Origin of the sequence: Bacillus sp. LJBV19 (genome assembly GCF_017797845.1) — a bacterium.
GTDB classification, from domain to species: Bacteria; Bacillota; Bacilli; order Bacillales; family Bacillaceae; genus Bacillus; species Bacillus velezensis.
On record NZ_CP072563.1, the window covers coordinates 889398 to 916132 of the forward strand.

A 26735-nucleotide genomic window follows, 5' to 3' on the forward strand; every position below is an offset into this window, starting at 1 on the left:
GTTTGCCCATCTTCATCTTTTTTAGAAAAACGGTGAACGGCGAAGCGGCGGAATGCTCTGTTCAAATCGGAATATATTTTCCGGATCGTATTTCGTTTTGACTTGACGGAGGCGGTGAACATTTTCTCCGTAATATGTTTGCAGCCAGTTTCTGATTTCTCTATCAGGCCAATTCACGTAATCTCCCATCGTTTCTCTTGATAGGGACGTTCTCAGTCCTTCGATCCAGCGGACATTTTGTCTTTCTTCTTCAGCAGATGTCCAAGTTGTAATATATTCTTGGGCAATGATTGCGTTGCGATAGTAGAATGCCGTTTGGTCCGGAGCGATCCGTCCGGCCGCCCCGCCGAGAGACTGCTGCCAGACACTGGCGTTTTCGTTCGGAGCGTGCTCTAAATAGCGCTTTAAAGTGGAAATCGCGCGTGAAGATAATGGTTTTTCAATAAAGGATCCTGACCGCTTCATCTTTTGCGGCTGATTGCCTCCCGGGCTGTTAAAAAAGGCTGCCGCTTTAATAAATGGCACTGTCTTGACCATGCCGCTTGCCGGTTTTCCCGCTTTCATTAACGGAGCCAGCAGTTCTTTCAGCTCATCCTTTGTCCCGGTAAATTGACCGAGCGCTTCTATGCGGTTTACTTCCTTAGGCCAAAACTGAATTGATGAGGTAAGCCGGTTGTCTGTAAATGGAGCCCAGCGCTGCCACGTGTTAAATACTTCCTCAAAATCATCCCAGCCCCAAGTGACAGAAAAAACAGACACGCACGAGATCGGCACGGCTTTAAACATCATGGATGTGACAATGCCGAAGTTGCCTCCCCCTCCGCCCTGAGACGCCCAAAATAGATCAGAGTGCTTTGAGCGGTTGGCTGTGATCAAGTCAGCACCCGCTTTTTCGTCCGCTATGATCATTTCGAGCTGGAGGAGACGATCGCAAGTAAGTCCGGCAGTCCTTGTTAAATATCCGATTCCTCCCCCGAGCGTCAGCCCCGTGATTCCCACATTCGCAATGGTCCCCGCAGGAAGGGTCAAGCCGTACCGCCAGAGTGTCCGGTAGACTTCTCCCAATTCGGCTCCCGCTTCAATCGAGACCAGCCGTGTATCCTCATTTACTCTTATTTTCTTCATTTCATTGAGATCAATGACTAGTCCGTTATTTAACAGGGAAAAATTTTCGTAGCTGTGTCTTCCGCCTCTGATACGGAAAGGCACATTGTTCTCACGCGCCCATCTCAGCGCATTGAGGGCGTCATGTTTATTTTGACAAAACACAATGATGTCTGGATATCTTTGCAGGCTTAAATTGATATTGGTTCTTGCAGCATTATAGTCCGGGTCATCTTTTTTGACGATGCGACCGGTCAATGTTGTCTTTTCCACATTCTCACTCACTTTCACTTGTACTCTGCTATGTTTTCTAGCATATGCGGAAAAATGAGAGAGTGTATGAGGAAAACCCCCGGAAGGAAACGATATTTTAAATTATAGTTGACAGGTAGGGATTGTATGAATTAACATAATCATTACATATTTCCAAATGATGGCTGATCGGATCACCGAAGGCTCTTATCTTTTAAACAGATAAGGGCCTTTTTTGCGTGAAAGTCATTGAATGAAATGAAAAGCGGAGGGATGAAAAGTGGCGTTAAAAAAGGTATCACATGTGCGCAAAAAGAGCAAAAAACGAAAAAAGTACAGAAAACACACATTGAATTTCGAACTGCTTGTAGAGAAAAACAAACGGGAGATTATGAGAAATGAGGAACAGATGGAGCAGATTTATATAAAGATAGATGAAAAGCATGCGGGGGTTCGATAAAGATGAAGGAGAGAAAATGGAGGATAAAAACAACGGTACTCGCGCTGTCGGTATCCATCATGTTATCAGGGTGCGCGTTAGGGAGTGCCGGAGAAGAACCGTCATCTGCGGCTGATAAAAAGGAAGAAACACGTATCGCCCATGTCGAGACAAAGGAATTTAAAGCTTCTCATCCGGCGGCGATTCCCGCTAAATCGAAAGCCAGAACTGACACTTTTGTTGCTGGGATTTCCGCGCCGGGCGGCGTGTTTCTGCCGTACTTTTACGAAAACGGCTGGGACGGAAATGCGACAGATCCTATTTTTGAACCGTTAGTCAAACTGGATAAAACGGGGAAGCCTGCCCCGGCTCTTGCGGAAAGCTGGAAAATTTCCAAAGATCAGCTTACATACACGTTCCATTTAAGAAAAAATCTCGTTTTCAGCGACGGTTCACCGCTGACCGCAAAGGATGCCGCATTCACTTTAACACTGCTGCATGATCCTGCATACGCGGGCTATGAAGATATCACCACGGCCTATATTAAAGGCGGTAAGGCTTACAAAGAAGGAAAGGCAAAGACGATAGAGGGCATACGCGTCCTTGATGACAGAACCATTCAAATTACGACTGAGAAAGTCAGTGCGAAGTCGCTGCTTCTTTTAGGCGGGCAGGTGCTGTCAGAAGCCTACTACGGGAAGAAATATCAATTCGGCAAACTGGACTATTTAAAAGAGCTTTATGCCAAACCGCTCGGAGCGGGACCTTATCAATTTACAGAATACCTTCCGGGACAGGAAATACGCTATCAGGCTAATGAACACTATTATGCCGGAAAACCGAAAACCGAAAAGCTGATTTATAAAATTATCGATCCGTCAACTTCTCTTCAGCTGTTTGAAACGGGTGACCTTGATTACGCTTCTTTCTCACCTGATGATGATACGGTTCAGCATTTAAAAAGTCTCGGTTTTGCCAATATAAGCGTATCTGTCGTGAATGATTACGGGCTTGTGTACGTCAATCACAAGCGTCCGCCTTTTCAAGATAAGAAAGTGTCCCAGGCGCTTATTTACGGACTTGACCGTCAAAAAATCGTCGATGTCCGCTTTAAACGCTACGGAGAGGTCGCGAATGTTCCGGTGTCTCCGGTTTCGTGGGCTTATGATGACAAAGGTGTCAATCGGTACGCGTTTAACCCTGAAAAAGCCAAAAAGCTTCTCGATGATGCAGGCTGGAAAACGGGCAAAGACGGTGTACGTGAAAAAAACGGCAAAAAGCTTGAAATCAGCTATTACACGTCTAAAGCGGATGATGATTTCATCCCGATCGCGAAAGAAAATTACGCGGACATCGGAATCTCATTAAAACCGGAAGTCATGGATTTTAATACAGAAGTAGCGAAAATAAATGACAAACAATACGACCTTGCCGCCGTTTCCACCTCGCAGATTCTTGATCCGAATGACACGGTGGAAAAGCTGGCTTCCGGCCATCCCAATAATGTAACGGGATATTCCAATCCGAAAGCGGACCGGCTGATAGAGAAAGGAGCCGGCACGCTTGATATCAGCAAAAGAAAAGAGATTTATCACAAGCTGTACCGGGAGCTCGGGGAAAACCCGCCTTACATTCTGATTCATTACCGTCAGAGCGCAAGGGCGGTCAGCGGAAAAATAAAAGGGCTTGAGCCTGACAATTATTCTGGAATCAGTTCAAGTCTCTCAAATGTCTCAATTCAATAGAACGGTTGGGCAAAATACCCGGTGCATCCTGGGGATTTTGCCCTTTCAGCGGAAAGGAGGGGCTTTTTGTGAAACGGTATGCCGCAGAACGATTCATTCAAATGCTTGTGATCTTATTCGGTACGTCCTTTATTATTTTTTTCTTATTCGCCATGCTGCCGGGCGACTATATTGATTCCAATGTAAACCTGACTCCTGAAAGAGCGAAGGAGTTAAAAGCGCTTTACGGGCTGGATCAGCCGATTTGGCAGCGCTATGTGACGTGGCTCGGTAATGTGCTCAGCGGAGATTTTGGGTTTTCTTTGAAATATCAGGAGAACGTCCTGTCACTGCTTCGGAAATATGTCTGGAATTCGTTTTTTGTCGCGTTTTTGGCGTTGCTTGTCACATGGTCAGCCGCGATGATAACGGGTGTCATATCCGCTGTCAGGAAATACTCATGGTTTGACGGGATCGTGACGTTTCTTGTGTTTGCTTCCATGGCGTTCCCGTCTTTTTTTATCAGCCTTCTGTTTATTAAGTGGTTTGGGGTGGATTTGAAATTATTGCCCGTCGGCGGGATGATTGATACCGGAAGCACGAGTACAGGTTTTTCGTACGTGCTTGAAGCCGCCAGACATATGATTCTTCCGGTCGTGATTTTATCTATGCTCGGCATCGGCTCGCTGACAAGGTATTTCCGCTCCGGCATGCTGGACGTGATCAGACAGGATTATATCAGAACGGCGAGAGCGAAGGGATTGAAAGAGCGCACCGTCATCTGGAAACATGCGTTGAAAAACGCACTCATTCCGGCCATCACCCTGCTTGCTTTTGAACTGCCGGGACTGTTTTCCGGAGCTATCATTATTGAACAGATTTTCGGGTGGCCGGGTGTCGGACGTATTCAGCTGGAATCTGTGCATTATCGTGATTATCCGGTTTTGATGGCGTTTACCTTGTTTTTGTCTTGTTTAACGATTGTGGGGAACTTCTTGGCGGATATCGCTTATGCCGCGGTTGATCCGCGGGTCAGGCTGAAATAGGGGGTGTTCGGAATGAAAAAACAAAAAGGGGTGCCGCCTTCTCTTTGGAAGCAGACGTACCGCCGCCTGCTGCAGCATAAGCTGACGGTCATCAGTCTTCTTTTCTTATGTTTTATGTTTTTATTGTGCTTTATCGGGCCGTCTTTTTCTCCGTACATAACAGATCGGACGGATATTTCAAATGCCAATCAGCAGCCGGGAATCCATCATTGGCTGGGAACCGACCAGTACGGGAGAGATGTGCTGACGAGGCTGATGCTGGCGGGGCAGATTTCTCTGACTGTGGGGCTTGCTTCAATGGTGCTGTCGCTTGTCATCGGTTCTTTACTCGGGGCTGCGGCCGGATTTTATCGGGGAGCCGCAGATATGATCATTATGCGAATTGCTGATATGCTCATGTCTATCCCGGGACTGCCGCTGCTTTTGATTTTGGCTGCGGTGATGTCGGAGTGGAAAGTGCCTTCTGAATACAGAATGTACCTGATTATGATGATGTTAAGCCTGATCGGATGGCCCGGTTTGGCGCGGCTTGTACGCGGACAGATTTTGTCGCTGAAGGAGCAGCCGTTTATGATGGCCGCGGAAGTTTTGGGGCTTAGTGATAAACGGAAAATCCTCTATCATTTGCTTCCCAATACATTGCCGTTATTACTGGTAGCGGCTACTTTGCATGTGGCGGGAGCGATGCTGAGTGAATCGGCGCTGAGTTTTCTCGGACTTGGCGTTGCTCCGCCCACACCTTCTTGGGGAAACATGATGGAAGCGGCGAATCATTTTATGGATTTTACACTCCGCCCGTGGCTGTGGATTCCGCCGGGAACGGCCATTTTTCTGACCGTTGTGGCGATTCATCTGCTTGGAGACGGTTTAAGAGACGCTTTTGATCCTAAGGTAAAACGGCAGGTGAAAATGAAATGAAAAAACCGCTTTTAGAAGTGAGGCATTTGGAAACGGCTTTTTATACAGAGGAGGGGGCGGTAAAGGCCGTGGACGATGTCAGCTTTACGATACATGAGGAGGAAACGGTTTGTATTGTAGGGGAGTCCGGCTGCGGGAAAAGCATGGCGTCATTGTCCATTATGCAGCTTATTCCCGAGACGGGGAGAATCGAACGGGGAGCGGTGCATTTTTCCGGACGGAACCTGTTGGAATTGAAACCAAAAGACATGCAGAAAATCCGCGGCAGCGAAATCGGGATGATATTTCAGGAACCGATGACATCTTTGAATCCGGTGTTTACAATCGGTGAGCAGCTGACCGAACCGATTCGCGAACATTTGTTGCTAAGTAAGAAAGAAGCATGGCGGAAGGCCGTTGAACTGATCACGTTAGTGGAGATCCCGCATGCCGAGCAGGTTATGCACCGATATCCTCATGAGCTGAGCGGCGGCATGCTGCAGCGCATCATGACGGCTGTCGCGCTAAGCTGCGAACCGAAATTGATCATTGCCGACGAGCCGACGACAGCGCTTGACGTAACCATTCAGGCGCAGATATTGGATTTATTGCGGGATATGAAAAAGCAATTTCGCACGTCTATTTTATTCATTACACATGACCTTGGCGTGGTTGCTGAAATGGCTGATTATGTGATTGTCATGTATGCGGGAAAAATTGTGGAGGAAGGACCGGTTGCAAAGCTGTTTTCTGATCCGAAGCATCCGTATACGAAAGGGCTGCTCGCGGCCAAGCCGGTTATCGGTCAAAGAAGGGAGATGCTGTACACCATTCCGGGGCAGGTCCCCGAGCTTGCGGACCTGTCGGGATCGTCTTGTTATTTTGCGGAGCGATGTGAACACAGCACGGAAATATGCCGGAGATCGAGCCCGCATTTTACTGAATTCGGGAAGGGACATCAGGCGGCGTGCTGGCTTTACAGAGAGGAGAAAGCAGATGAGTGATGCGTTGCTGGAGGTCAAGGGGCTGAAAAAATATTACGAGGAACATGGGGGGATGAGAAAGACCCGCAAAAATCCCGTAAAAGCGGTCGACGGTGTCAGTTTTACGATAGAAAAGGGAGAAGTGTTCGGCTTAGCGGGAGAATCGGGCAGCGGAAAGTCATCAATCGGCAAGACCATTTTGAGGCTTCATGAGAAAACAGGGGGAGAGGTGTTTTTTCAGGGGCGTGATGTGTTTCGGATGAGCCGGCGCGAGCTCAAAACTTTCAGATCAGAAGCGCAGCTCATCTTTCAAGATCCGTTCAGTTCTTTAAATCCCCGGCGCCGGATCGGAGAAGCCATCGGTGAAGCGATGATCGAGCATCAATTGGCGGTGAAGCGGAATGCGCGTGATAAAGCGGCGGAGGTTCTTGAAGCCTGCGGACTTTCCGCAAACTTTATCGACCGATATCCGCATGAATTTTCCGGAGGGCAGCGGCAGCGGATCGTGATTGCAAGAGCGATGGCGCTCAAGCCGCAATTTATCATTATGGATGAACCCGTGGCGGCGTTAGATGTCTCCATCCAGGCGCAGATGATCAATTTGTTCAGCAGCCTTCAAAAACAGCACGGGCTGTCATATTTGTTCATTTCTCATGATTTAAGCGTGGTGGAGCACTTATGTACGAAGGTCGCCATTATGTATTTAGGGACGATTGTGGAATACGCGTCAAAGGAGGAGCTCTTTTCACGGCCGCTTCACCCTTATACGAAAGCGCTGTTATCAGCCGTGCCTGTTCCTGATCCCGGAGCGAAAAGGGAGCGGATAATTTTAAAGGGTGATATACCGAGCCCCTCTGATCCGCCTTCAGGCTGTAAATTCCGAACGAGATGCCCGGCAGCCAAGAAGATATGTGCTGAGAAAAGTCCGGCGCTGTCAGAAAAAGGGCTTCATCATTTTGCGGCATGCCACTTCGTGTAATTGAGAAAAAAACGATTTTATTGATAATAAACAGGAAAAACCTGCCGGGCAGACCGGCAGGTTTTTTGATGCTATTTTGGTAATGGCAGTCCGAGTCCTTCGGCAACGCGTCTGCCGTATTCAGGATCAGCCTTGTAGAAGTGGCCGATCTGGCGCAGCTTAATTTCTTCTTTTTCCACAGGTTTCATCGCACTGACGATATTGGCGACAAGGCGCGCGCGCTCTTCCTCGCTCATCAGGCGGTATAGGTCGCCGGCTTGTGTGTAATGATCATGATGGTTATAGCTTACACTGTCAGCGAAACCTGATACAGGATATGCCGCCTGTTTATCTTCAGGTGACTCTTTCGGGCCGCCGAAGCTGTTAGGCTCGTAATAGACGGAGCGGCCGCCGTTATCATCAAAACGCATTTGTCCGTCACGCTGATAGTTTTTCACTTCATTGCGGGAACGGTTGATCGGCAGCGCCTGATGGTTCGCGCCGACACGGTAGCGGTGCGCGTCATGGTAAGCGAACAACCGGCCTTGAAGCATTTTGTCAGGTGAGACGTCGACGCCGGGGACTAATGTGCCGGGAGAGAACGTCGCCTGTTCTACTTCCGCAAAGTAATTTTCCGGATTGCGGTTCAGAACCATGCGGCCGACTTCAATGAGCGGATAGTCTTTTTGAGACCATACTTTTGTGACATCAAACGGATCAAAGCGATATGTGTTTGCGTCTTCTAACGGCATGATTTGAACATATAATTTCCATGCGGGGAAATCGCCGTTTTCAATCGCATTGAACAAATCTTCCGTATGGTAATCGGGATTTTCGCCCGCGATTTTTGCGGCTGTATTAACATCAAGGTTTTTCACGCCTTGCTCTGTTTTAAAGTGATATTTGATCCAGACGCCTTCGCCTTTATCATTTGTCCATTTAAATGTATGGCTTCCGAATCCGTGCATATGGCGAAGAGTCGCCGGAATGCCCCGGTCTGACATCAGAATGGTTACCTGGTGCAGGGATTCCGGTGACAGAGACCAGAAATCCCAAACGGCCGTCGGATTTTTCAGATGTGTTCTCGGATCTCTTTTTTGTGTATGAATAAAGTCAGGGAACTTGATGGCATCGCGGATGAAGAACACGGGTGTATTGTTTCCGACGATGTCGTAGTTTCCTTCTTCTGTATAAAACTTAACGGCAAATCCGCGCGGATCGCGCACTGTGTCACTAGAGCCAAGTTCGCCCGCGACGGTTGAGAAACGGATGAAGAGCGGCGTGCGTTTACCGACTTCTGACAGAAATGCGGCTTTCGTATATTTTGTAACGTCATTTGTGACTTCAAAATAACCGTGTGCGCCCGCGCCTTTTGCGTGAACGACACGCTCCGGAACGCGTTCTCTGTTAAAGTGCGCCAATTTCTCAAGCAGATGGACGTCTTGTATTAAAGCAGGACCGCGATCGCCGGCCGTCATTGAGTTTTGGTTATCTCCGACAGGAGCGCCCCAGCTGGTTGTCAATTTATTTGAACTCATGTGATCACCTCTTTAGATTTATAAAAACATAATATCACCTATCAGTAAAAAGTCAATATTATTTTATAATGATTATAAAATAATTATTTTTATTATCGAAAAAAGGGTTTGGGTTTGAAAGCCTACTTGACTGACGGGAATAATGGGTTTAAGGTGAGAAAAAATAGAAACCGCTGACTTGGACACAAGAGGCTCTTATTCTTCACTGGATAAGGGCCTTTTTTTATTGTCAGGCGGTAAGGGAGGCGGCGATTGTATGCTTTTCCGGCAGCATTTTAAACCTGTCGATATTCACGGTCATCTGCCGTACAGCCTTTATTTCGGCAAAAACGATAAGACATTTTCCGATTATAACCGGGAGCGGTCAGAAAGAATGAATCTGACTTGGGATTTTCCTGATCCGCATGATGTTGATGACGATGACGGCGAAATCGCTTTGATGACAAGATGGGAGAAAGAATTAGATAAGTACGGCATTGACGTGCTGAATTTTTTAACAGCAGAGAGCAATGACCGGATGGCGGCGTTTATTCAAGCAAATCCCGCGAGATTTACCGGATTTGCATATCATCCTTTGGAGCGGGAGAATGCGTATGAAGAGCTGAAAAGAGCGGTAGAAGAGCTCGGTCTGAAAGGATATAAACTGTTCGGACCGCTGACAGACATCGATTTTCATGATCCGTCGCTGAAAAAGCTGTGGACGTATCTGGCTGACAAAAAGCTGCCTGTATTAATTCACTTCGGGCTTTTAGGGAGAGCGGGGGGTATTGTCAGCCATCGCAACATCAACCCGCTCTCCATCTATCGCGTCGCGAGAGAGTATGCTGATATCCCGTTCATCATTCCGCATTTCGGCGCCGGATATTATCAGGAACTGCTGCAGCTGTGCTGGAGCTGCCCGAATGTGTATATTGACACGTCCGGCTCAAATCAGTGGATGAGGTGGATGCCGTATCCGCTTGATTTGGAAATTCTGTTTCGAAAGACATCTGAATTAATCGGTGCTGAACGGATCATCTTCGGGACGGATTCGAACGGATTTCCGAGAGGATATGTATACAGATATCTTCAGGAGCAGGTGAGGACCTGCCGGGAAATCAATATGCGGGAAGAAGATATAGAAAACATATTCGGCAACAATGCGCGAACATTATTGAAAATCGCCCGGCAAGAAAAGGAAGTAAACACGTGATACAGCCGATGCGCTCTCTGGCAGGATTATGCCGGAGAGCGTATTTTAATCCTTATAAAAAATAGTTGACAAGTCGGAATAATTTGAATTAACATGATATTCAAATTTAAAAACAAACGGGTTGCCGATCGGACCGCCGAAGGCTCCCATCTCTGTAAGCAATCGGAGATGGGGGCCTTTTTGTTTTTCGATCGCACGCGGCAGAAAGAGAGGGGAAGACAGATGGCTGTAACCATCAGCATACAAGAAAAAGCTTTTGAGCATGAAGGCCGGAAAACACCGGTGCTGAATGATATTGAGCTGTCAATTGCATCGGGAGAATTTTTGACTGTCATCGGGCCGAGCGGCTGCGGCAAAAGCACGCTTTTAAAATTGATTGCCGGTCTTGATACCGATTATAAAGGCTCTGTCACAATAAACGGCCGCAATGTGTCGGGACCGGGCATCCGGCAGGGATTTATCTTTCAGGAGCACCGGCTGTTTCCCTGGCTGACGGTAAAACAAAACATCGCTGCCGATCTCAATATGAACGACCCGGCCGTTCGGAAAAAAGTGGATGATCTGATTGAGGTTGTCAGGCTGCAGGGAGCGGAGAACGCTTATCCGCGCGAATTATCCGGCGGCATGTCGCAGCGGGTTGCCATCGCCAGAGCCCTTTTGCGCGAGCCGGAGGTGCTGCTTTTAGATGAACCGTTCGGGGCGCTTGACGCTTTTACGAGAAAACATTTGCAGGATGTGCTGCTTGATATATGGCGCGAGAAAAAAACGACGATGATTCTGGTCACGCATGATATTGATGAATCCGTCTATTTAGGCGATAAGCTGGCGATCCTCAGGGCAAAGCCCGGCCGGCTGCACAGTCTGATGCCGATTCAGCTTCCGCATCCGCGCAATCGGACGTCAGCGGATTTTCAGGCCGTCCGGCAGAAGGTGCTTTCTGAGTTTGAGAAAACGGAAGACCTCCGGTTTGCGGATGGGTCCGGGATATAGAAGGGACGAAGCGAAGTGAAAAAAATTATCATTCTTTTAGCCGCAGCAGTCATGATGTCAGCCGGATGCAGTGCAGACGGGACAGGAGGGAGCGGGAAAACGGTGAAAGAAATCCGGATCGGCATCCAGCAGAGTTTAAGCCCGCTTCTCATTGCCAAGGAAAAAGGCTGGTTTGAAGAGGCCTTCAAAAAAGACGGAATAAAAGTAAAATGGGTCGAATTCCAAAGCGGTCCTCCGCAATTTGAAGGTCTTGCCGCCGATAAGCTTGATTTTTCCCAGGTCGGCAATTCACCGGTCATTTCCGGTCAGGCGGCAGGAATTGATTTTAAAGAGATCGGGCTGTCTCAGGACGGGTTAAAGGCAAACGGCATTCTCGTAAACAAGGGCAGCGGCATTCAGCGCCTGAAAGAATTGAAAGGTAAAAAAATCGCCGTAGCCAAAGGCAGCAGCGGCTTTGATTTTCTCTATAAAGCTTTAGATAAAGCGGGGCTTTCCGCCGATGACGTCACCATCATCCAGCTTCAGCCTGATGAGGCGGTTTCCGCTTTTGAAAACAAATCAGTTGACGCATGGTCCATTTGGGAGCCGTATTTGTCGATTGAAACGCTGCGGCACGGGGCGGAAATATTGGCGAACGGAGAAAGCACAGATTTATATTCTCCCGGTTTCACGTTAGTCAGAACGGGATTTTCCAAAGAACACCCGGATGAGGTTGTCCGTTTTCTGAAAGTGTTCAATAAGGCAGTTACATGGCAAAAGGAACACAAAGATGAAGCTGTCTCCTTATATGCAAAAATCAAACATCTTGATCCGAAAGTCGTCAGAAACGTGCTTAACAATACTGAGCCTCTCAATGAACCGATCAATGATGATATTGTCAAAGCCCAGCAGGAAACCGCTGATTTTCAATATCAAACAAAAGCGATTCATAAGAAAATTCATGTAAAAGACGTTGTCGACAATTCATTTATTAAAAAAGCGCTTGAAACGGGGGATGGCAAGTAATGAAAGCAGAAGCATCAACGGCTGCCGGCGCAATAAGCCAATCAGAAAAGAAAGCTCTGGCAAGATCCCGGAAGTATTCATACCAATGGATGAAGGGGGTTGTACTCCCGGCTGCGGTCATCGCAGTATGGCAGTTTATCGCAAGTCTGGGCATCGTCTCGGCCACGGTGCTCCCGTCGCCTGTCGTCATCTTGCAGACGTTTCAGGAACTTCTTCTTTCAGGTGAGCTTTGGGGTCATTTAGAGATCAGCTTATACCGGGCGGCTGCCGGATTTCTGCTTGGCGCGGGCCTTGGACTTGTTTTCGGGCTGCTGGTCGGTTTCTCAAAGCGGACGGAAGCATATCTTGATCCGTCTCTGCAAATGCTCAGAACGGTTCCGCACTTGGCCGTGACTCCTCTGTTCATTTTGTGGTTCGGATTTGATGAGACATCAAAAATTCTGCTGATCGCATTGGGGGCTTTTTTCCCCGTGTACATTAATACGTTTCTCGGAATCCGCAGTGTGGACGCGAAGCTGTTTGACGTCGCGCGGGTGCTGGAATTTAGCTGGTATCAGCAGATGGCGAAATTAATTCTTCCGGCATCTCTGCCGAATATCCTGCTCGGCATCAGGCTCTCTCTGGGCATTGCGTGGCTCGGTCTTGTGGTGGCGGAACTGATGGGCTCGAGCGAAGGCGTCGGTTATATGATTATGGATGCCAGACAATTTTCACAGACAAATAAGGTGTTTGTCGGCATTATCATTTTTGCGGCTGTCGGCAAGCTGACAGATGCATTGGTCAGAATGCTCGAACGGAAACTATTAAAATGGCGGAACAGTTATGAAGGGTAACCTATTAAAAAAGGAGAGATTCATATGGAGATTCTTTGGTTTATTCCGACGCATGGTGACGGCCGGTATTTAGGGACGCAAACGGGAGGGAGAACGGCGGATCATCTTTATTTTAAGCAAGTGGCACAGGCGGCGGACAGACTCGGGTATACGGGGGTTCTGCTGCCGACGGGGAGATCATGTGAAGACCCGTGGCTGACGGCAGCCGCTTTAGCGGGGGAAACGAGTGACTTGAAATTTTTAGTGGCGGTCCGTCCGGGACTGATGCAGCCGTCTGTCGCCGCGAGAATGGCGTCGACAATGGACCGGCTGTCAGACGGCCGTTTGCTCGTAAATGTCGTAGCGGGCGGAGATCCTTATGAACTGGCGGGAGACGGCATGTTTATCAGCCACGATGAACGTTATAAGGCGACTGAAGAATTTTTAACCGTCTGGCGCGGACTCATGCGGGGCGAAACGGTGACATATGAAGGGGACCATATCAAAGTGGAAAACAGCAATCTGCTGTTTGCGCCAAAACAGTCTCCGCATCCGCCATTATATTTCGGCGGTTCATCACAGGCGGGAATTGAGGCTGCGGCGAAACATACAGATGTCTATTTAACATGGGGAGAGCCGCCGGAGCAGGTAAAAGAAAAGATTGAAACCGTTAAAAAACAGGCTGCCAAGGAAGGAAGGACAATGCGTTTTGGCATCAGACTTCACGTGATTGTCCGGGAGACTGAGGAAGAGGCATGGGAAGCGGCTGAACGATTAATCAGCCATTTAGACGAAGAGACGATTGCGAAAGCGCAGGCTGCGCTCCGGCGCGCTGATTCTTCGGGACAAAAACGGATGGCCGATCTCCATAACGGTGACCGCTCGAAGCTTGAGATCAGTCCGAATCTCTGGGCTGGCATCGGACTGGTCAGAGGCGGAGCGGGCACGGCGCTTGTCGGTGATCCGCAGACTGTCGCTGCTCGAATTTTAGAGTATCAGGCACTCGGCATTGAGTCGTTTATCTTTTCAGGCTATCCGCATCTGGAAGAAGCTTATTATCTGGCTGAACTCGTGTTTCCGCTTCTGCCGTTTCAGAATGAACGGACTAAAAAGCTTGAGCGCAGACTGGGTGAAGCAATGGGCAACGACCATTTTGCAAGAGGAAATAAAGCGACAGTCTGAATAAATAAATGCCTCTTTTTTTCAATAATGATACAATCATCAAAAAGGGGCTGTTTTTTCTGAAGGTATTCAAATGGACGGCAGCATGCTGTCTGCTGGCAGGATTAACGGCATGCGGACATTCCAACGGCATACAGATAAAAGAAGCTGATTTATCAAAGACAGAGAAATACAGAATGGAAATTGCCTCTTCAGAAAGCGGAGCGGCAGTAGTAACCGGTGTCACAAAAGACTTGGCGGCCGCACAGATGTATATTGAGCATTATCAAAACGGAAAACTGGCGGATAAGGCAGGGCCGCTTGAATCAGATTACGGCGGCGATGTAAATAAACCAAAAGCATTGCAATTCATCTTTTACACAGACCGAGAAGACAAAGGGAAAAAGGAAAAAGTCAAGGTTCGTTTCGGTATCGTCGATGACAGCGGGAAAGTCTCGGCAGACGCTGTTTTTACCCGGTATCAGGGAGATGACAGAGCGTCCGTGTTTATCTCCTCTGCCGAGCCAGTGACTTATGGGAAACCTGTATTGATCGGTGCGAGTGTGAAGAATTCAGGGGAGCCCGTCAATATGTCACGGGATAAAAAGATGCTGATCAGCCATTCTGACGCATTGCTCTATTATGTGAAGGTGAACAAGCAGGGCGGGTGATACCCGCCTTTTTAAGCGCTTAGCTTGCACGATACTCATATGGATGATATGATACAAAACGTAACAATTACGATTTGTGAGGAGTGCTGAAATGGCAAAAAAATCAAAAGTGATCAAAGAGCTCAAGCGGCAGAAGCTTGTTGAACAATATGCGGACATCCGAAAAGAATTAAAGGCAAAAGGAGACTGGGAAGTGCTGAGCAAACTGCCGCGTGATTCTGCTCCGGCCAGGCTTCATAACCGCTGTACGGTGACGGGGCGGCCCCGCGGATATATGAGAAAATTTAAACTGTCCAGAATCGCATTCAGGGAGCTGGCCCATAAAGGCCGGATTCCCGGGGTGAAAAAAGCGAGCTGGTAATGTAAAAAACTCCGGATCTGTCATGAACCGGAGTTTTTGCCGTGCTTATGAAAAGTGAAAACATAAGCCAAATGCTGAATCATCATCAGAATGAAAATTAAAAGAATCGGAAAAAAGGGAAGATGCGGCTGAATCAGCGGATAAAACAAAAGCAGAACGGCTGCGGCCGGCAATGAGAAGTAAACGGCGATATACGAGGAACGGCAAGCTTTAGCCGTCATCATTCGTTCTCTTTCATCCTGTTCCTCAAATTCATCGGGCACAAGCCTGTGCTTTTTGCCGTTTCGTTTTTTCTTTTCGGCATAGATATACAATACGGCACAAACGGTAAACAGCAGAAACGGAGTGATATTCAGCTCGAATGAACCGCTCCCCTCCGTCTGGAAAAACTGAGCGATCCGCGGCGCCGCTTCCATAAAGGAAATAAGCGTCCAGCAGGCCAATCCGTAGAGTGCAAGGTGAAAACACGCTTTTCTTTTCAAACTCATTTTTTCTCCTCCTCCAGCCAGAAAACTTCCTCCATCGGCAGGGAGAAAGCCCGGCAGATGTTAAGCGCCAATAAAAGTGAAGGCACATAATCTCCTTTTTCAATCGCTGCAATCGTCTGTCTGGTGGCTCCGGCTTCTTTTCCGAGCGTTTCCTGAGAATAGCCGAATCTGGCTCTCAGCTCTTTTACTTTATTTTTCATCATCACGCATACCTCAAGTTTTCTTCTTTTTCATATTGTATGAGATTCTTAACAAAATGTAAACCCAACTTAACATGTGGACAAAAAAAGAATTTTTTTCGACAAATTTTTTAACATTCCCTTGACGAAAAAAAAATAAACATGTAATATTAGAAACGTCAAAGCGGTACTGACAAAAAAGAATTTTGATGCGGGTGTAGTTTAGTGGTAAAACCTCAGCCTTCCAAGCTGATGTCGTGAGTTCGATTCTCATCACCCGCTCCATACATACGTTATTAACGCAGTGTTTCGTTTCTCTGATAAACGAAGTATTGCGTTTTTTTATGTGAAAAAAGACACGAAAGGCGTGTCTTTTTATGAAAGCCAAGAGACGGTATGCGTGCCTCCGTGAATTTGTTCAAACATTTTGGTTAAGGATGATAGCAGCTCATCCGCCGCGTCGGCATGAAATGAAGGCGGGAAAAAGATCAGCTGCAGCATTTTCTTTGTGCCGGGCGTGACCGGTCGGGTATTGATATGTCCGGTGAAGTCGCCGAAAACGCCGGCCGGGCCGGAAAAGGACAGTACACTTTCTTTTTCTCCGATCGTAATTGAAATTGGTTCATCTATTTCTGCGGCGTCATACGCCATGATGGGCAATGAATATTTCAAGGAGAAAAAAAGTATGGTATCATGGGCTGAATTCACACTTTCAATGAATCGTTCCCGGGAAATATCGCCGAGCATAAGCTCCATCGGCGTTTTTTGTCCTGAAAAGGCGGGACTGAGCTGTTCCATCAAACGCGCCCATTCTTGTACAAAAGGCTGCTCTTCTATACCGCCGTCAGCATAATCAAAGTAAAGAGATTCTTGAAATAAACGGAGGCGGCCTTTCAGCATTTGCGGAGCAGGCCCGACTTCGATCTGTTCATATAAGACGGCTGCCGCTTTGATCCCCGGCACCCGTTCAGCAATAAGTGGATCTAAACTGATGTTCAAGTGTGTTCACTCCATTTCGGGATGATAAAACTCTATTATACCTGTGCGGGAGCCTGATCACAAAGAAAGGAGGCTGTGCAAAAAATGAATATTCATAAACTGAAAGAGGAGTTAATCGAATACGCCAAAAGCATCGGAGTTGACAAAATCGGGTTTACGACGGCTGATACGTTCGACAGTCTGCGGGACCGGCTGATTCTTCAGGAATCACTCGGCTATTTATCCGGTTTTGAAGAGCCGGATATTGAAAAACGGGTCACTCCGTCTTTGCTTCTGCCGAAAGCCAAATCAATCGTCGCCATCGCCCTTGCTTATCCTTCCAAAATGAAAGATGCGCCGAGGAGCACGAGGGACGGGCGGCGCGGCATTTTTTGCAGAGCTTCCTGGGGGAAGGATTATCATGACGTGCTGCGCGAAAAGCTTGATCTGCTGGAGAATTTTCTCCAAAGCAAACATGAGGATATCCGCACGAAGTCAATGGTGGATACAGGGGAATTGTCCGACAGGGCCGTGGCTGAACGGGCGGGAATCGGCTTCAGCGCCAAAAACTGCATGATCACCACGCCTGAATACGGCTCTTACGTCTATCTGGCTGAAATGATCACCAATCTGCCCTTTGAACCGGATGTGCCGATTGAAGATATGTGCGGTACGTGCACAAAATGTTTAGACGCGTGTCCGACTGGCGCGCTCGTCAATCCCGGACAGCTTAACGCCCAGCGCTGTATTTCGTTCCTGACCCAGACAAAGGGATTTTTGCCGGATGAGTTCCGCACGAAAATCGGAAACCGTCTGTATGGCTGTGACACGTGCCAGACGGTCTGTCCGATTAATAAGGGGAAAGATTTTCATCTTCATCCGCAGATGGAGCCTGATCCGGAAATCGCAAAGCCGCTGTTAAAGCCGCTTTTGACCATAAGCAATCGCGAATTCAAAGAAAAATTCGGACATGTATCGGGATCATGGCGCGGCAAGAAGCCGATACAGCGGAATGCGATTTTAGCTTTGGCTCATTTTAAAGATGCCTCGTCTCTTCCGGAATTAACGGCCTTGATGCACCAAGATCCGCGCCCCGTCATCAGAGGGACGGCCGCCTGGGCCATCGGGAAAATCGGTGACCCTGATTATGCGGGGGAATTAGAAAAAGCGCTTCAAAAGGAGCAGGATGAGGAAGCCGTACGGGAAATTGAAAAGGGACTGGAGCTGTTATCGGTTTCTGATAAGACTAAAACCGGCCGGTCCTGACATATGTATAGAGAAAAAGCACTTGGCCGGAGTTCAAGTGTTTTTTCTTTATAAAACAGTATGGTGGGTGGAGCGCTTGAAGCATATTATTGAAGATTTAGCGGAGGCCCGGCTTCATTATTTAATCAACGGAACCGAGATGAGGCAGAATGGGCAGGCTGGCGATCTTGAGGTCCTGACGAGAAAAAAAGAACTGTTTGAAAAACGGAAAGTTGACATCGTGAAAGCGAAGGCAAAAGCAATCATTGTCAAAAGCAGCCTTGAGGACGACGGCACGTTATGCGTCATGTACACGATTCATTTCGAATATTTGTGCAAGGAGCATGACGGACACCTTTACTTAGAAGAGCAGATTGAGGAACGGATTGCATTTCTCTATGATCAGCTTTTGATTAAAGACCGGGAAGTAAAGAAAAAACCGGCGGGATTTTCTGACGGAAACAGCGTAATTGAATATGAGCGGAGTGAACGGGAGGATTTCGGGCGGGCGTTTCAATATGACCGTCTGGCTGCCGTGCAGTACGCGGAGAAGTTTTGGAATAAACGAAATCCCGCTTATAAAAATTTCAGCGACAACTGCACCAATTTTATTTCCCAATGTTTACATGCCGGAAAAGCACCGATGCGGGGGCATCCGAACAGAGGCTCAGGCTGGTGGATGAAGGCAAGCTCGTGGAGCTACAGCTGGACGGTCGCGCATTCGATGAAGATGTATCTGGCCCAATCCAAGGCAGGGCTTCGCGCGGTGCAAGTATCAAGAGCTGACGAACTGATGCCCGGAGATATTATTTGCTATGATTTTGAAGGAGACGGCCGTTTTAATCATACGGCGATCGTGGTCGCGAAAGATAAAAGCAATATGCCGCTTGTCAATGCCCAAACGTATGACAGCAGAATGAGATATTGGTCATATGAGGATTCAACGGCGTATACTCCTTCCATCAGATATGCGTTTTTTCATATTACGGATGATACGACAAAAGAGTAATTAATGATATAATGGTGGGCGGAATAAAAAACAGAGGTGAACATCGTGGCATTACATGTCGTTTTATATCAACCCGAAATCCCGGCCAATACGGGAAATATCGCACGTACTTGTGCGGCAACAGACACAACGCTTCATTTGATCCGCCCGCTCGGATTCTCAACCGATGATAAAATGCTGAAGCGCGCCGGACTCGATTATTGGGAGTTCGTCAACGTCGTATATCATGATTCATTGGAAGAGTTATTTGAGGCATATGAGAACGGAAAGTTTTTCTTCATTACAAAATTCGGCCAAAAGCCGCACACATCATTTGATTACTCAAATACGGAGGAAGACTTTTTCTTCGTATTCGGCAGAGAAACGAGCGGACTTCCGAAAGAATTGATCGAAAACAATATGGACCGCTGCCTGCGTCTGCCGATGACCGAGCATGTGAGATCGCTAAACCTGTCCAACACGGCCGCGATTCTTGTATATGAAGCGCTGCGCCAGCAAAATTACAGAGATTTGACGTGAGAAAAAAACGCCCGCATCCGGGCGTTTTTTTATTGAATAAAAAAGACGGACAGCAGCGGTTCACGGCATTTTTATAATTCCAGGCTTAACAACGTAACAGTGTTATGTTACAATACATTCATCGAAGGAGCTGGATTCATGGAGGAACAACTGATTTCTAAAAAAGAATTGCTGGAAGAAACATCAATTTCATACGGGCAGCTGTACCGCTGGAAACGGAAAAATTTAATTCCTGAAGAATGGTTTATCCGAAAATCAACATTTACAGGCCAGGAAACATTTTTTCCGAGAGCGGAAATATTAAAACGTATCTCAAAAATACAGAAAATGAAAGAAAATCTGTCTCTGGATGAAATGAGAGAAATGCTGTCTCCGCAAATGACTGATGTCAATATAACGTCTGCGGAGCTGCTTCAAAAGGGGCTGATTTCAAAGGCCGCGCTGCAAGTTTATGGCGAAGACGGCGTGACATTCACGTCCCGCGCGCTGCTGTCTTTATATGTGCTTGAAGGGCTTTTGCGATCGGGCAATATCAGCCTTGAGGAAGGAAAATTGGCGGCAGGGGTGCTGAAAACGTATGAGGCTTCCGAGCTGAAAGCGAATACGGAGCTTGTCATACTCCGAAAGCTAGGCGTAACGACGTGCTTCATCGCAGACGCGGAACATATTTTATTTGAACCGACTGTCAAAGTGGTTGAACGGGTGGCGCTTGCTGCGGCATCGGAAGAATTAAAAACGAAATGGATGCAGGAGGACCATCAATGGAAGTAACAGATAAATTAATCATCAACGGTTCAGGAAGTTCAAAAGGAGGCCGTTTTCATACAGTGGAGATCAACGGAAGCGGCACGGTGTCAGGTGATGTGGAGTGCGCGAGCTTTTTGTTTAACGGCAGCGGAAAAACAGACGGACATGTCAAGACGCAAACGCTGACGATCAGCGGTTCGGGGAAAATTTCCGGCAGTGCCGAAGCTGAATCCATCCGTATCAACGGAACGGGTGTCATTAAAGGTGATGTCAAAACGGAGCGGCTGAACGTCGCGGGATTTTCATCTTTCGGCGGCGGTGTGAAAGCTGATGATATTTTCATATCCGGGAAAGCCGGGATTGAAGGCGATTGCGAGACAGAGACGTTCCGTTCGGAAGGCAAATGCAAGATCGGCGGCCTGCTGAATGCCGATGAAGTCAGTATTAAGCTGGCGGCGGGAGAAAGCCATGTGAAAGAGATCGGCTGCCGCCATTTGAAAGTGATGAGCAGAAAGAGCGTGCTTACGCGTTTTAAGCTGATGCCGGCCCCGGTGCTGACAGCGGAGCTGATTGAAGGCGACATCATTGAATTGGCGGACACGAACGCGAAGACAGTCCGCGGAAATCATGTGCGGATCGGCGCAGGCTGCACCATTGGGACTGTGGAATACAGCGGCGATTTTACATGTGATCCTTCCGCTTTGGTTAACAAAGTCGTGAAACGATAGGAGGAACTGCGATGGAAACGACAAAAAAATTGAGTCATTTAAAAATGTACGGAGCCGGACACGCCTCCGGCGGCTCCTACCAAAATGTAAGCATTAAAGGGGAAGGAACTGTCGGCGAAGGGCTTCAAAGCGAACGCTGCCGGATATTCGGTACGGGACTTTTTCTCGGAGATGCCGAGATCAACAGGCTGAAAATTTTCGGAGAGCATGAAGTTGCAGGAGATTTATCAGCACGTTCAGCAAATGTGATGGGCACATTGAAAGTCGGCGGCTCCATGCGTTTCGCCACGATGAGGCTGAAAGGACTTGCTGAAATTGGCGGCGGGGCCGCGGGAGAGCAGTGTCATATAAAAGGCAGCCTCACAGTCGGCGGCGATTGCGAGACGGAGCTGCTTCATGTAACAGGATGTATCAATGTGGCGGGATTGTTAAACGCGGGGGACGTAAACATTCATTTGCGTTATGACCGAAGCCGCGTGAAAGAAATCGGCGGCACATCGATCACCGTCAGACGGAAACCCGGTTTTCTTAAACGGAAAGCCGGCACGCTTTCTGCTGAATTGATCGAAGGAGACGCAATTTACCTCGAATACACGGAAGCGGACATCGTCAGAGGAAAGCATGTGGAAATCGGCCCGGGCTGCAAAATCGGAAAAATCGAGTATCAAACCAGCTGCAAATCTCATGAAAAATCGACTGTCCAAGAACATATTCAAATATGAAACATTGTTATGTTGTACAGGAAAGGGTGCTCTTTATGAAGAGCACCCTTTTGCCGTTATTTGTTTTCAGGTTTGCTGTCGTAACCCGCCGTAAAAATGGATACTAAAAAAGTGAGAATGACCCCAAGTAAAATGATCGTTTTCATCATTTCTCCTCCTCTTTGCTTTTCCATTTGATGTCCGAGTCTGGATGAAACTGTATTTCTTTCATTATGAACGGTGCAACGGACCCTTGTCAATGACGGCCTTATAACGTCTTTATTTTTAAGAAACGAAAAGCATGTATTATCACGTCACCGCATAGATTGTAACAAAGTACCTTATTTCTAGTGCATTAACCATGATAGAGGAGGTTCTTATGGATATATTAAAGAAAATTGAAAAGTACAGAGAGGAAGAGCAGCGTCTCAAATGGGAAGGGACGTTCGCTGATTATTTGGAGATCATAAAAGAAAATCCATTGGTCGCGCAGTCTGCTCATTCTCGCGTTTTTAATATGATAAAAGACAGCGGAATCGAGGAGGATGACGGTAAAAAGACATACAGCTTTTTCTCGCGGGAGCTGTTCGGCCTTGAGGAATCTCTGGAACGGCTCGTGGAGGAATACTTTCACCCGGCTGCCAAGCGGCTCGATGTAAGAAAACGGATTTTACTATTGATGGGACCCGTCAGCGGCGGAAAGTCAACTCTTGTCACCATGCTGAAAAAAGGGCTTGAAGCCTACTCATTGACAGACAACGGCGCTGTTTACGCCATTAAAGGCTGCCCGATGCATGAAGATCCTCTCCATCTCATTCCCCATCATCTGCGCGACGACTTCTACAGAGAATACGGCATCAGAATTGAGGGCAGCCTTTCTCCGCTTAATGTCATGCGGCTTGAAGAAGAATACGGCGGCAGAATTGAGGATGTAAAGGTTGAACGTATATTCTTCTCGGAGGATAAACGTACCGGAATCGGAACCTTCAGCCCGTCTGACCCGAAATCACAGGATATCGCCGACTTGACGGGGAGTATTGATTTTTCAACGATTGCCGAATACGGCTCGGAATCAGATCCGCGCGCTTATCGGTTTGACGGTGAATTAAATAAAGCGAACCGCGGAATGATGGAGTTTCAGGAAATGCTGAAATGCGATGAAAAATTTCTGTGGCACCTTCTGTCACTCACGCAGGAAGGCAATTTCAAAGCCGGACGGTTTGCGCTCATCTCAGCCGACGAATTGGTTGTTGCGCATACGAACGAAACGGAGTACCGCTCGTTTATTGCCAATAAGAAAAATGAAGCCCTTCACTCCAGGATCATCGTGATGCCTGTTCCTTATAATTTAAAGGTGTCAGAGGAAGAACGGATTTATGAAAAAATGATTTCTGAAAGTGATGTTTCTGACGTACACATCGCCCCCCATACATTAAAAGTGGCCGCGATGTTTTCTATTTTGACCAGGCTGAAGGAACCGAACCGCTCTGATATTGATCTCGTCAAAAAAATGAGGCTCTATGACGGAGAAAGCGTTGAAGGTTACAATTCCGTTGATCTTGAGGATATGAAGAAGGAATTCCATGATGAAGGAATGAGCGGAATTGACCCGCGTTATGTCATCAACCGCATTTCCTCAACGATTATCAGAAAAAATATGGAATCGATCAATTCGCTTGATGTGCTGCGTTCCTTAAAAGAAGGACTCGACCAGCATCCGTCCATCTCCGCCGAGGACAAAGAGCGGTATATGAATTTTATTTCCGCCGCCAGAAAAGAGTACGATGACATCGCCAAAAAGGAAGTGCAGAAGGCGTTCGTCTATTCATATGAAGAATCCGCGAAAACTCTCATGGACAATTATTTAGATAATGTGGAAGCGTACTGCAATAAAAATAAGCTCCGCGACCCGCTGACGGGAGAAGAAATGAATCCTGACGAAAAACTGATGAGATCCATTGAAGAGCAGATCGGCATTTCAGAAAACGCGAAAAAAGCGTTCCGCGAAGAAATCTTAATCCGCATATCCGCATATGCAAGAAAAGGAAAACGCTTTGACTATAATTCGCACGAAAGACTCCGCGAAGCGATTCAGAAAAAGCTGTTCGCAGACTTAAAAGATGTGGTGAAAATTACGACCTCCACCAAAACGCCGGATGAGCAGCAGCTTAAAAAGGTCAATGAGGTAGTGGCAAGGTTAATAGATGAACACGGCTATAATTCGACTAGCGCTAATGAACTGCTGAAGTATGTCGGAAGCTTGTTAAACCGCTGATGTTTGATTTCATTGAGAGGCCCGTCTGTAAAAGGACGGGTTCTTTTGTCTGTTTTTCGCAATTGTTTGTCAATTGGAGAGTCCGGCCGGCATAAGATAAAAATAAATCTTTTCGCCGGACTTGTTTCATAAACAAGACCAAGCCGGAATACACATGTAAAACGACCATAACGGTTAAGGAGGGGAATTCATGTCCCGTAATGACAGCGGAAATTTTTTGATTTCAGAGGAAGACTGGTCCCTCCATCGCAAAGGCTTTGACGACCAGCAGCGCCACCAAAAGAAAGTACAGGAAGCGATAAAAAACAACCTTCCGGACCTTGTCACTGAGGAAAGCATTATTATGTCCAACGGAAAAGATGTCGTGAAAATCCCGATTCGTTCGCTTGATGAATATAAAATCCGTTATAACTATGATAAAAATAAACATGTCGGCCAAGGCGACGGCGACAGCGAAGTCGGCGATGTCGTCGCAAGAGACGGCGCAGATAAAAAGCAGGGTGCCGGAAAAGGCCAGGGAGCCGGCGATCAGGCAGGCGAGGATTATTATGAAGCGGAAGTTTCATTGATGGATCTGGAAGAAGCGCTGTTTCAGGAATTAGAACTGCCGAATCTGCAGCAAAAGGAAAGGGACAATATCGTCCATACCGATATCGAGTTCAATGATATCCGGAAAACCGGGCTGACAGGGAATATCGATAAGAAAAGGACGATGCTGTCGGCCTATAAACGAAACGCCATGACAGGCAAGCCGTCGTTTTACCCTATTTATCCGGAAGATCTGAAATACAAAACATGGAATGATGTGACGAAGCCGGAATCGAAAGCTGTCGTTTTAGCCATGATGGATACAAGCGGTTCGATGGGCGTATGGGAAAAGTATATGGCGAGGAGCTTCTTTTTTTGGATGACACGATTTTTACGGACAAAGTATGAAACGGTTGATATCGAATTTATCGCCCACCATACGGAAGCGAAGGTTGTGTCGGAAGAAGATTTTTTCTCGAAAGGCGAGAGCGGGGGCACCATCTGTTCCTCCGTTTATCGGAAGTCTCTTGAATTAATTGATGAAAAATATGACCCCGCCCGCTACAACATCTATCCGTTTCATTTTTCAGACGGAGATAACCTGACTTCGGATAACGCCCGGTGCGTAAAGCTCGTCAATGACATCATGAAAAAATCGAATCTGTTCTGTTACGGGGAGGTCAATCAATATAACAGGCATTCCACCCTCATGTCCGCCTATAAAAATGTCAAAGATGATAAATTTAAATACTACATCCTGAAACAGAAATCAGACGTATTTCAAGCGCTGAAAAGCTTTTTTAAAAATGAGGAAGCCGGTGTAAGCAAAGCATCGTATTAAATATAAAGCCGAGTGAAGAATCGTGGGGCCGCGGTTCTTCACCCGGCTTTTTTAAATTAAAAATAAAGAGAAAAAACGGCATAAAAAAAATCCTTAAAAAATGAAACTTTTCTCTTTACAAACCTTCTTTCATTTATTAATATTTTATCTTGTGAACTATTATTAAGGGAATGAGGTGAAAATACGGTGATTGAATCAGAGCTCGCTTTGCTCAGTTTTGAACAACTGTTTGATACTTCCAGATCGATTTACAAAAAGCAGAAAATGATTCTGGAGACAGTTCTTGAACCTTTTGATATTACAGTACTGCAGTATCTGCTGATGTTCAAAATACATAAGAGCAAAAGCACGCAGCTTTCAAGGCTGGCTTTGTCGCTTGATCTGAAACCGGCGTCTGTCACGAGAATGACCGATATTCTGTATAAGCGCCGCCTAATGGTTCGGAGCGACTATCACGACGACCGGCGTGTTGTTATGATTCAGTTAACCGAAGAGGGGGAAGAACTTCTAAAGAAAGCTGCTGTTCAATATGCCGAAAAAGCGGCGGTCTTATACCGGCAGCTCAATACCGCTGAACTGCAGTACCTGCGCAAGCTTGCGGAAAGTTTAACGAAGCTTGCAAACGGCTGTGCAGTGAAAAACGGAAAATAAAAAAATCCCCACATATTTTTATCATCATTCCACAAAATGATAGAGGAAGAAACGAAAGGAGAAAACAAAATGAACAGAGGACGTTTAATTCTGACCAACATTATCGGTTTGATTGTTGTTCTTGCAATTATAGGCGGAGGTGCTTACTACTATTATCAAAGCACACACTATGTAAAAACCGATGAAGCAAAAGTTGCCGGCGACATGGCTGCTATCACAGCTCCTGCTGCGGGTAAAGTAACTGACTGGAACCTTGATGAGGGGAAAGAAGTAAGCAAAAACGACGTTGTTGCAAAAATCAAAGGACAGCAAAATGCTGACGTAAAAGCCATCATGGATGGAACAATCGTGAAAAACGAAGTGAAAAACGGCCAAATGGTGCAAGCCGGTACGACAATTGCCCAGGAAATTGACATGAAACACCTTTACATCACTGCAAATATTAAAGAAACAGACATCAGAGACATTGAAGTAGGAAACAAAGTAGACGTAATTGTTGACGGCGATCCTAATACAACATTTGACGGAACAGTAGAAGAAATCGGTTATGCGACAAATTCAACATTTGATATGCTGCCTTCTTCAAACTCAAGCGGCAACTACACAAAAGTAACGCAAAAAGTTCCTGTTAAAATTTCACTCAGCAACCCATCTGACAAGGTGCTTCCTGGTATGAACGCATCTGTAAAAATCTCTGAATAATACAGATCAGT

General features: G+C 47.0%; 28 protein-coding genes and 1 tRNA gene. 24 read left to right on the forward strand and 5 right to left on the reverse strand.

Annotation, left to right across the window (positions count from 1 at the left end):
• Positions 1 to 21 precede the first annotated feature (21 nt).
• On the reverse strand, positions 22 to 1377 hold the full coding sequence (locus tag J6600_RS04495) for an FAD-binding oxidoreductase (protein ID WP_209388029.1): 1356 nt from the start codon (positions 1375 to 1377) through the stop codon (positions 22 to 24).
• A 259-nt stretch (positions 1378 to 1636) separates the two neighbouring features.
• Between J6600_RS04495 and J6600_RS04500 the strand changes: the two genes are divergently transcribed.
• The 6 genes from J6600_RS04500 (at position 1637) to J6600_RS04525 (ending at position 7424) form a co-directional block, all read left to right on the forward strand.
• Positions 1637 to 1816 (forward strand): FbpB family small basic protein, encoded by a 180-nt coding sequence (locus J6600_RS04500; protein WP_003155431.1) that lies wholly within the window; start codon positions 1637 to 1639, stop codon positions 1814 to 1816.
• A gap of 2 nt (positions 1817 to 1818) precedes the next feature.
• Positions 1819 to 3540, forward strand: coding sequence for an ABC transporter substrate-binding protein (locus tag J6600_RS04505; protein ID WP_209388030.1), 1722 nt, complete (start codon positions 1819 to 1821; stop codon positions 3538 to 3540).
• A gap of 68 nt (positions 3541 to 3608) precedes the next feature.
• Entirely contained in the window at positions 3609 to 4565 is a 957-nt protein-coding gene (locus J6600_RS04510; protein ID WP_014417250.1) for an ABC transporter permease, read from the forward strand.
• Between the two features lie 12 nt (positions 4566 to 4577).
• Positions 4578 to 5483 (forward strand): oligopeptide ABC transporter permease, encoded by a 906-nt coding sequence (gene opp4C, locus J6600_RS04515; protein ID WP_014417251.1) that lies wholly within the window; start codon positions 4578 to 4580, stop codon positions 5481 to 5483.
• Complete coding sequence (locus tag J6600_RS04520; protein ID WP_021494881.1) at positions 5480 to 6466, forward strand: ABC transporter ATP-binding protein; 987 nt, start codon at positions 5480 to 5482, stop codon at positions 6464 to 6466. The genes opp4C and J6600_RS04520 overlap by 4 nt, the downstream gene beginning before the upstream one ends.
• Positions 6459 to 7424, forward strand: coding sequence for an ABC transporter ATP-binding protein (locus J6600_RS04525; protein WP_021494882.1), 966 nt, complete (start codon positions 6459 to 6461; stop codon positions 7422 to 7424). Before J6600_RS04520 ends, J6600_RS04525 begins: the two co-directional genes overlap by 8 nt.
• Before the next feature lie 71 nt (positions 7425 to 7495).
• On the opposite strand, the gene katA is transcribed toward J6600_RS04525, so the two are convergent.
• Positions 7496 to 8941, reverse strand: coding sequence for a catalase KatA (katA, locus tag J6600_RS04530; RefSeq protein WP_209388031.1), 1446 nt, complete (start codon positions 8939 to 8941; stop codon positions 7496 to 7498).
• A 256-nt stretch (positions 8942 to 9197) separates the two neighbouring features.
• Here katA and J6600_RS04535 point away from each other — a divergent pair, with 256 nt between their 5' ends.
• The 7 genes from J6600_RS04535 (at position 9198) to rpsN (ending at position 15133) form a co-directional block, all read left to right on the forward strand.
• Positions 9198 to 10133: an amidohydrolase family protein gene (locus J6600_RS04535; RefSeq protein ID WP_209388032.1), complete on the forward strand. Its 936-nt coding sequence runs from the start codon at positions 9198 to 9200 to the stop codon at positions 10131 to 10133.
• 222 nt (positions 10134 to 10355) lie between these two features.
• Positions 10356 to 11123 carry an ABC transporter ATP-binding protein gene (locus tag J6600_RS04540; RefSeq protein WP_014417255.1) on the forward strand — a complete coding sequence of 256 codons (768 nt, stop codon included), beginning with the start codon at positions 10356 to 10358 and terminating at the stop codon, positions 11121 to 11123.
• Between the two features lie 15 nt (positions 11124 to 11138).
• Positions 11139 to 12128 carry an aliphatic sulfonate ABC transporter substrate-binding protein gene (locus tag J6600_RS04545; RefSeq protein ID WP_209388033.1) on the forward strand — a complete coding sequence of 330 codons (990 nt, stop codon included), beginning with the start codon at positions 11139 to 11141 and terminating at the stop codon, positions 12126 to 12128.
• Complete coding sequence (locus tag J6600_RS04550; RefSeq protein WP_014417257.1) at positions 12128 to 12961, forward strand: ABC transporter permease; 834 nt, start codon at positions 12128 to 12130, stop codon at positions 12959 to 12961. Before J6600_RS04545 ends, J6600_RS04550 begins: the two co-directional genes overlap by 1 nt.
• A 24-nt stretch (positions 12962 to 12985) precedes the next feature.
• Positions 12986 to 14122, forward strand: coding sequence for an FMNH2-dependent alkanesulfonate monooxygenase (ssuD, locus tag J6600_RS04555; protein WP_209388034.1), 1137 nt, complete (start codon positions 12986 to 12988; stop codon positions 14120 to 14122).
• Between the two features lie 8 nt (positions 14123 to 14130).
• Positions 14131 to 14772, forward strand: a complete 642-nt coding sequence (locus J6600_RS04560; RefSeq protein WP_209388035.1) for a sulfur oxidation protein — start codon at positions 14131 to 14133, stop codon at positions 14770 to 14772.
• A gap of 91 nt (positions 14773 to 14863) precedes the next feature.
• Positions 14864 to 15133 (forward strand): 30S ribosomal protein S14, encoded by a 270-nt coding sequence (gene rpsN, locus J6600_RS04565; RefSeq protein WP_209388036.1) that lies wholly within the window; start codon positions 14864 to 14866, stop codon positions 15131 to 15133.
• A 20-nt stretch (positions 15134 to 15153) separates the two neighbouring features.
• On the opposite strand, the gene J6600_RS04570 is transcribed toward rpsN, so the two are convergent.
• On the reverse strand, positions 15154 to 15621 hold the full coding sequence (locus tag J6600_RS04570) for a hypothetical protein (protein WP_017417317.1): 468 nt from the start codon (positions 15619 to 15621) through the stop codon (positions 15154 to 15156).
• A complete protein-coding gene (locus J6600_RS04575; RefSeq protein ID WP_003155407.1) occupies positions 15618 to 15821 on the reverse strand; it encodes a helix-turn-helix transcriptional regulator in 204 nt (67 codons plus the stop codon). Before J6600_RS04575 ends, J6600_RS04570 begins: the two co-directional genes overlap by 4 nt.
• A 190-nt stretch (positions 15822 to 16011) precedes the next feature.
• Between J6600_RS04575 and J6600_RS04580 the strand changes: the two genes are divergently transcribed.
• A tRNA-Gly gene (locus J6600_RS04580) sits at positions 16012 to 16085 on the forward strand.
• A 90-nt stretch (positions 16086 to 16175) separates the two neighbouring features.
• Here J6600_RS04580 and J6600_RS04585 read toward each other — a convergent pair.
• Complete coding sequence (locus J6600_RS04585) at positions 16176 to 16799, reverse strand: hypothetical protein (protein WP_209388037.1); 624 nt, start codon at positions 16797 to 16799, stop codon at positions 16176 to 16178.
• An 84-nt stretch (positions 16800 to 16883) separates the two neighbouring features.
• On the opposite strand from J6600_RS04585, the gene queG reads away from it, so the two are divergent.
• The 10 genes from queG to J6600_RS04635 all read left to right on the forward strand — a co-directional run bounded on the left by queG (position 16884) and on the right by J6600_RS04635 (position 26724).
• Complete coding sequence (gene queG, locus J6600_RS04590) at positions 16884 to 18044, forward strand: tRNA epoxyqueuosine(34) reductase QueG (RefSeq protein ID WP_209388038.1); 1161 nt, start codon at positions 16884 to 16886, stop codon at positions 18042 to 18044.
• A gap of 76 nt (positions 18045 to 18120) precedes the next feature.
• Entirely contained in the window at positions 18121 to 19032 is a 912-nt protein-coding gene (locus J6600_RS04595) for an amidase domain-containing protein (RefSeq protein WP_209388039.1), read from the forward strand.
• A 36-nt stretch (positions 19033 to 19068) separates the two neighbouring features.
• Entirely contained in the window at positions 19069 to 19551 is a 483-nt protein-coding gene (gene trmL, locus J6600_RS04600; RefSeq protein WP_007610253.1) for a tRNA (uridine(34)/cytosine(34)/5-carboxymethylaminomethyluridine(34)-2'-O)-methyltransferase TrmL, read from the forward strand.
• Between the two features lie 138 nt (positions 19552 to 19689).
• Positions 19690 to 20322 carry a YhbD family protein gene (locus J6600_RS04605; RefSeq protein ID WP_176464764.1) on the forward strand — a complete coding sequence of 211 codons (633 nt, stop codon included), beginning with the start codon at positions 19690 to 19692 and terminating at the stop codon, positions 20320 to 20322.
• Entirely contained in the window at positions 20313 to 21026 is a 714-nt protein-coding gene (locus J6600_RS04610; protein WP_017417324.1) for a polymer-forming cytoskeletal protein, read from the forward strand. Before J6600_RS04605 ends, J6600_RS04610 begins: the two co-directional genes overlap by 10 nt.
• A gap of 11 nt (positions 21027 to 21037) precedes the next feature.
• Positions 21038 to 21748, forward strand: coding sequence for a hypothetical protein (locus J6600_RS04615; protein ID WP_031378424.1), 711 nt, complete (start codon positions 21038 to 21040; stop codon positions 21746 to 21748).
• A 358-nt stretch (positions 21749 to 22106) separates the two neighbouring features.
• Complete coding sequence (gene prkA, locus J6600_RS04620) at positions 22107 to 24002, forward strand: serine/threonine protein kinase PrkA (RefSeq protein WP_003155391.1); 1896 nt, start codon at positions 22107 to 22109, stop codon at positions 24000 to 24002.
• Between the two features lie 190 nt (positions 24003 to 24192).
• On the forward strand, positions 24193 to 25371 hold the full coding sequence (gene yhbH, locus J6600_RS04625; protein ID WP_017417325.1) for a sporulation protein YhbH: 1179 nt from the start codon (positions 24193 to 24195) through the stop codon (positions 25369 to 25371).
• 186 nt (positions 25372 to 25557) lie between these two features.
• Complete coding sequence (locus J6600_RS04630; RefSeq protein WP_003155389.1) at positions 25558 to 26022, forward strand: MarR family transcriptional regulator; 465 nt, start codon at positions 25558 to 25560, stop codon at positions 26020 to 26022.
• Positions 26023 to 26058: 36 nt separating this feature from the next.
• Positions 26059 to 26724: an HlyD family secretion protein gene (locus J6600_RS04635; protein WP_007610259.1), complete on the forward strand. Its 666-nt coding sequence runs from the start codon at positions 26059 to 26061 to the stop codon at positions 26722 to 26724.
• Positions 26725 to 26735 lie beyond the last annotated feature (11 nt).

What these genes read in the sequence shown, in the direction of transcription:
- J6600_RS04550 (WP_014417257.1), top strand. Translation starts at nt 12,128, where the DNA reads ATGAAAGCAGAAGCATCAACGGCTGCCGGCGCAATAAGCCAATCAGAA.
- J6600_RS04615 (WP_031378424.1), top strand. Translation starts at nt 21,038, where the DNA reads ATGGAAACGACAAAAAAATTGAGTCATTTAAAAATGTACGGAGCCGGA.
- J6600_RS04605 (WP_176464764.1), top strand. Translation starts at nt 19,690, where the DNA reads ATGGAGGAACAACTGATTTCTAAAAAAGAATTGCTGGAAGAAACATCA.
- opp4C (WP_014417251.1), top strand. Translation starts at nt 4,578, where the DNA reads ATGAAAAAACAAAAAGGGGTGCCGCCTTCTCTTTGGAAGCAGACGTAC.
- queG (WP_209388038.1), top strand. Translation starts at nt 16,884, where the DNA reads ATGAATATTCATAAACTGAAAGAGGAGTTAATCGAATACGCCAAAAGC.
- J6600_RS04520 (WP_021494881.1), top strand. Translation starts at nt 5,480, where the DNA reads ATGAAAAAACCGCTTTTAGAAGTGAGGCATTTGGAAACGGCTTTTTAT.
- ssuD (WP_209388034.1), top strand. Translation starts at nt 12,986, where the DNA reads ATGGAGATTCTTTGGTTTATTCCGACGCATGGTGACGGCCGGTATTTA.
- J6600_RS04525 (WP_021494882.1), top strand. Translation starts at nt 6,459, where the DNA reads ATGAGTGATGCGTTGCTGGAGGTCAAGGGGCTGAAAAAATATTACGAG.
- J6600_RS04505 (WP_209388030.1), top strand. Translation starts at nt 1,819, where the DNA reads ATGAAGGAGAGAAAATGGAGGATAAAAACAACGGTACTCGCGCTGTCG.
- J6600_RS04610 (WP_017417324.1), top strand. Translation starts at nt 20,313, where the DNA reads ATGGAAGTAACAGATAAATTAATCATCAACGGTTCAGGAAGTTCAAAA.
- J6600_RS04575 (WP_003155407.1), bottom strand. Translation starts at nt 15,821, where the DNA reads ATGAAAAATAAAGTAAAAGAGCTGAGAGCCAGATTCGGCTATTCTCAG.
- J6600_RS04635 (WP_007610259.1), top strand. Translation starts at nt 26,059, where the DNA reads ATGATAGAGGAAGAAACGAAAGGAGAAAACAAAATGAACAGAGGACGT.
- J6600_RS04570 (WP_017417317.1), bottom strand. Translation starts at nt 15,621, where the DNA reads ATGAGTTTGAAAAGAAAAGCGTGTTTTCACCTTGCACTCTACGGATTG.
- J6600_RS04560 (WP_209388035.1), top strand. Translation starts at nt 14,131, where the DNA reads ATGCCTCTTTTTTTCAATAATGATACAATCATCAAAAAGGGGCTGTTT.
- J6600_RS04540 (WP_014417255.1), top strand. Translation starts at nt 10,356, where the DNA reads ATGGCTGTAACCATCAGCATACAAGAAAAAGCTTTTGAGCATGAAGGC.
- J6600_RS04535 (WP_209388032.1), top strand. Translation starts at nt 9,198, where the DNA reads ATGCTTTTCCGGCAGCATTTTAAACCTGTCGATATTCACGGTCATCTG.
- prkA (WP_003155391.1), top strand. Translation starts at nt 22,107, where the DNA reads ATGGATATATTAAAGAAAATTGAAAAGTACAGAGAGGAAGAGCAGCGT.
- yhbH (WP_017417325.1), top strand. Translation starts at nt 24,193, where the DNA reads ATGTCCCGTAATGACAGCGGAAATTTTTTGATTTCAGAGGAAGACTGG.
- katA (WP_209388031.1), bottom strand. Translation starts at nt 8,941, where the DNA reads ATGAGTTCAAATAAATTGACAACCAGCTGGGGCGCTCCTGTCGGAGAT.
- rpsN (WP_209388036.1), top strand. Translation starts at nt 14,864, where the DNA reads ATGGCAAAAAAATCAAAAGTGATCAAAGAGCTCAAGCGGCAGAAGCTT.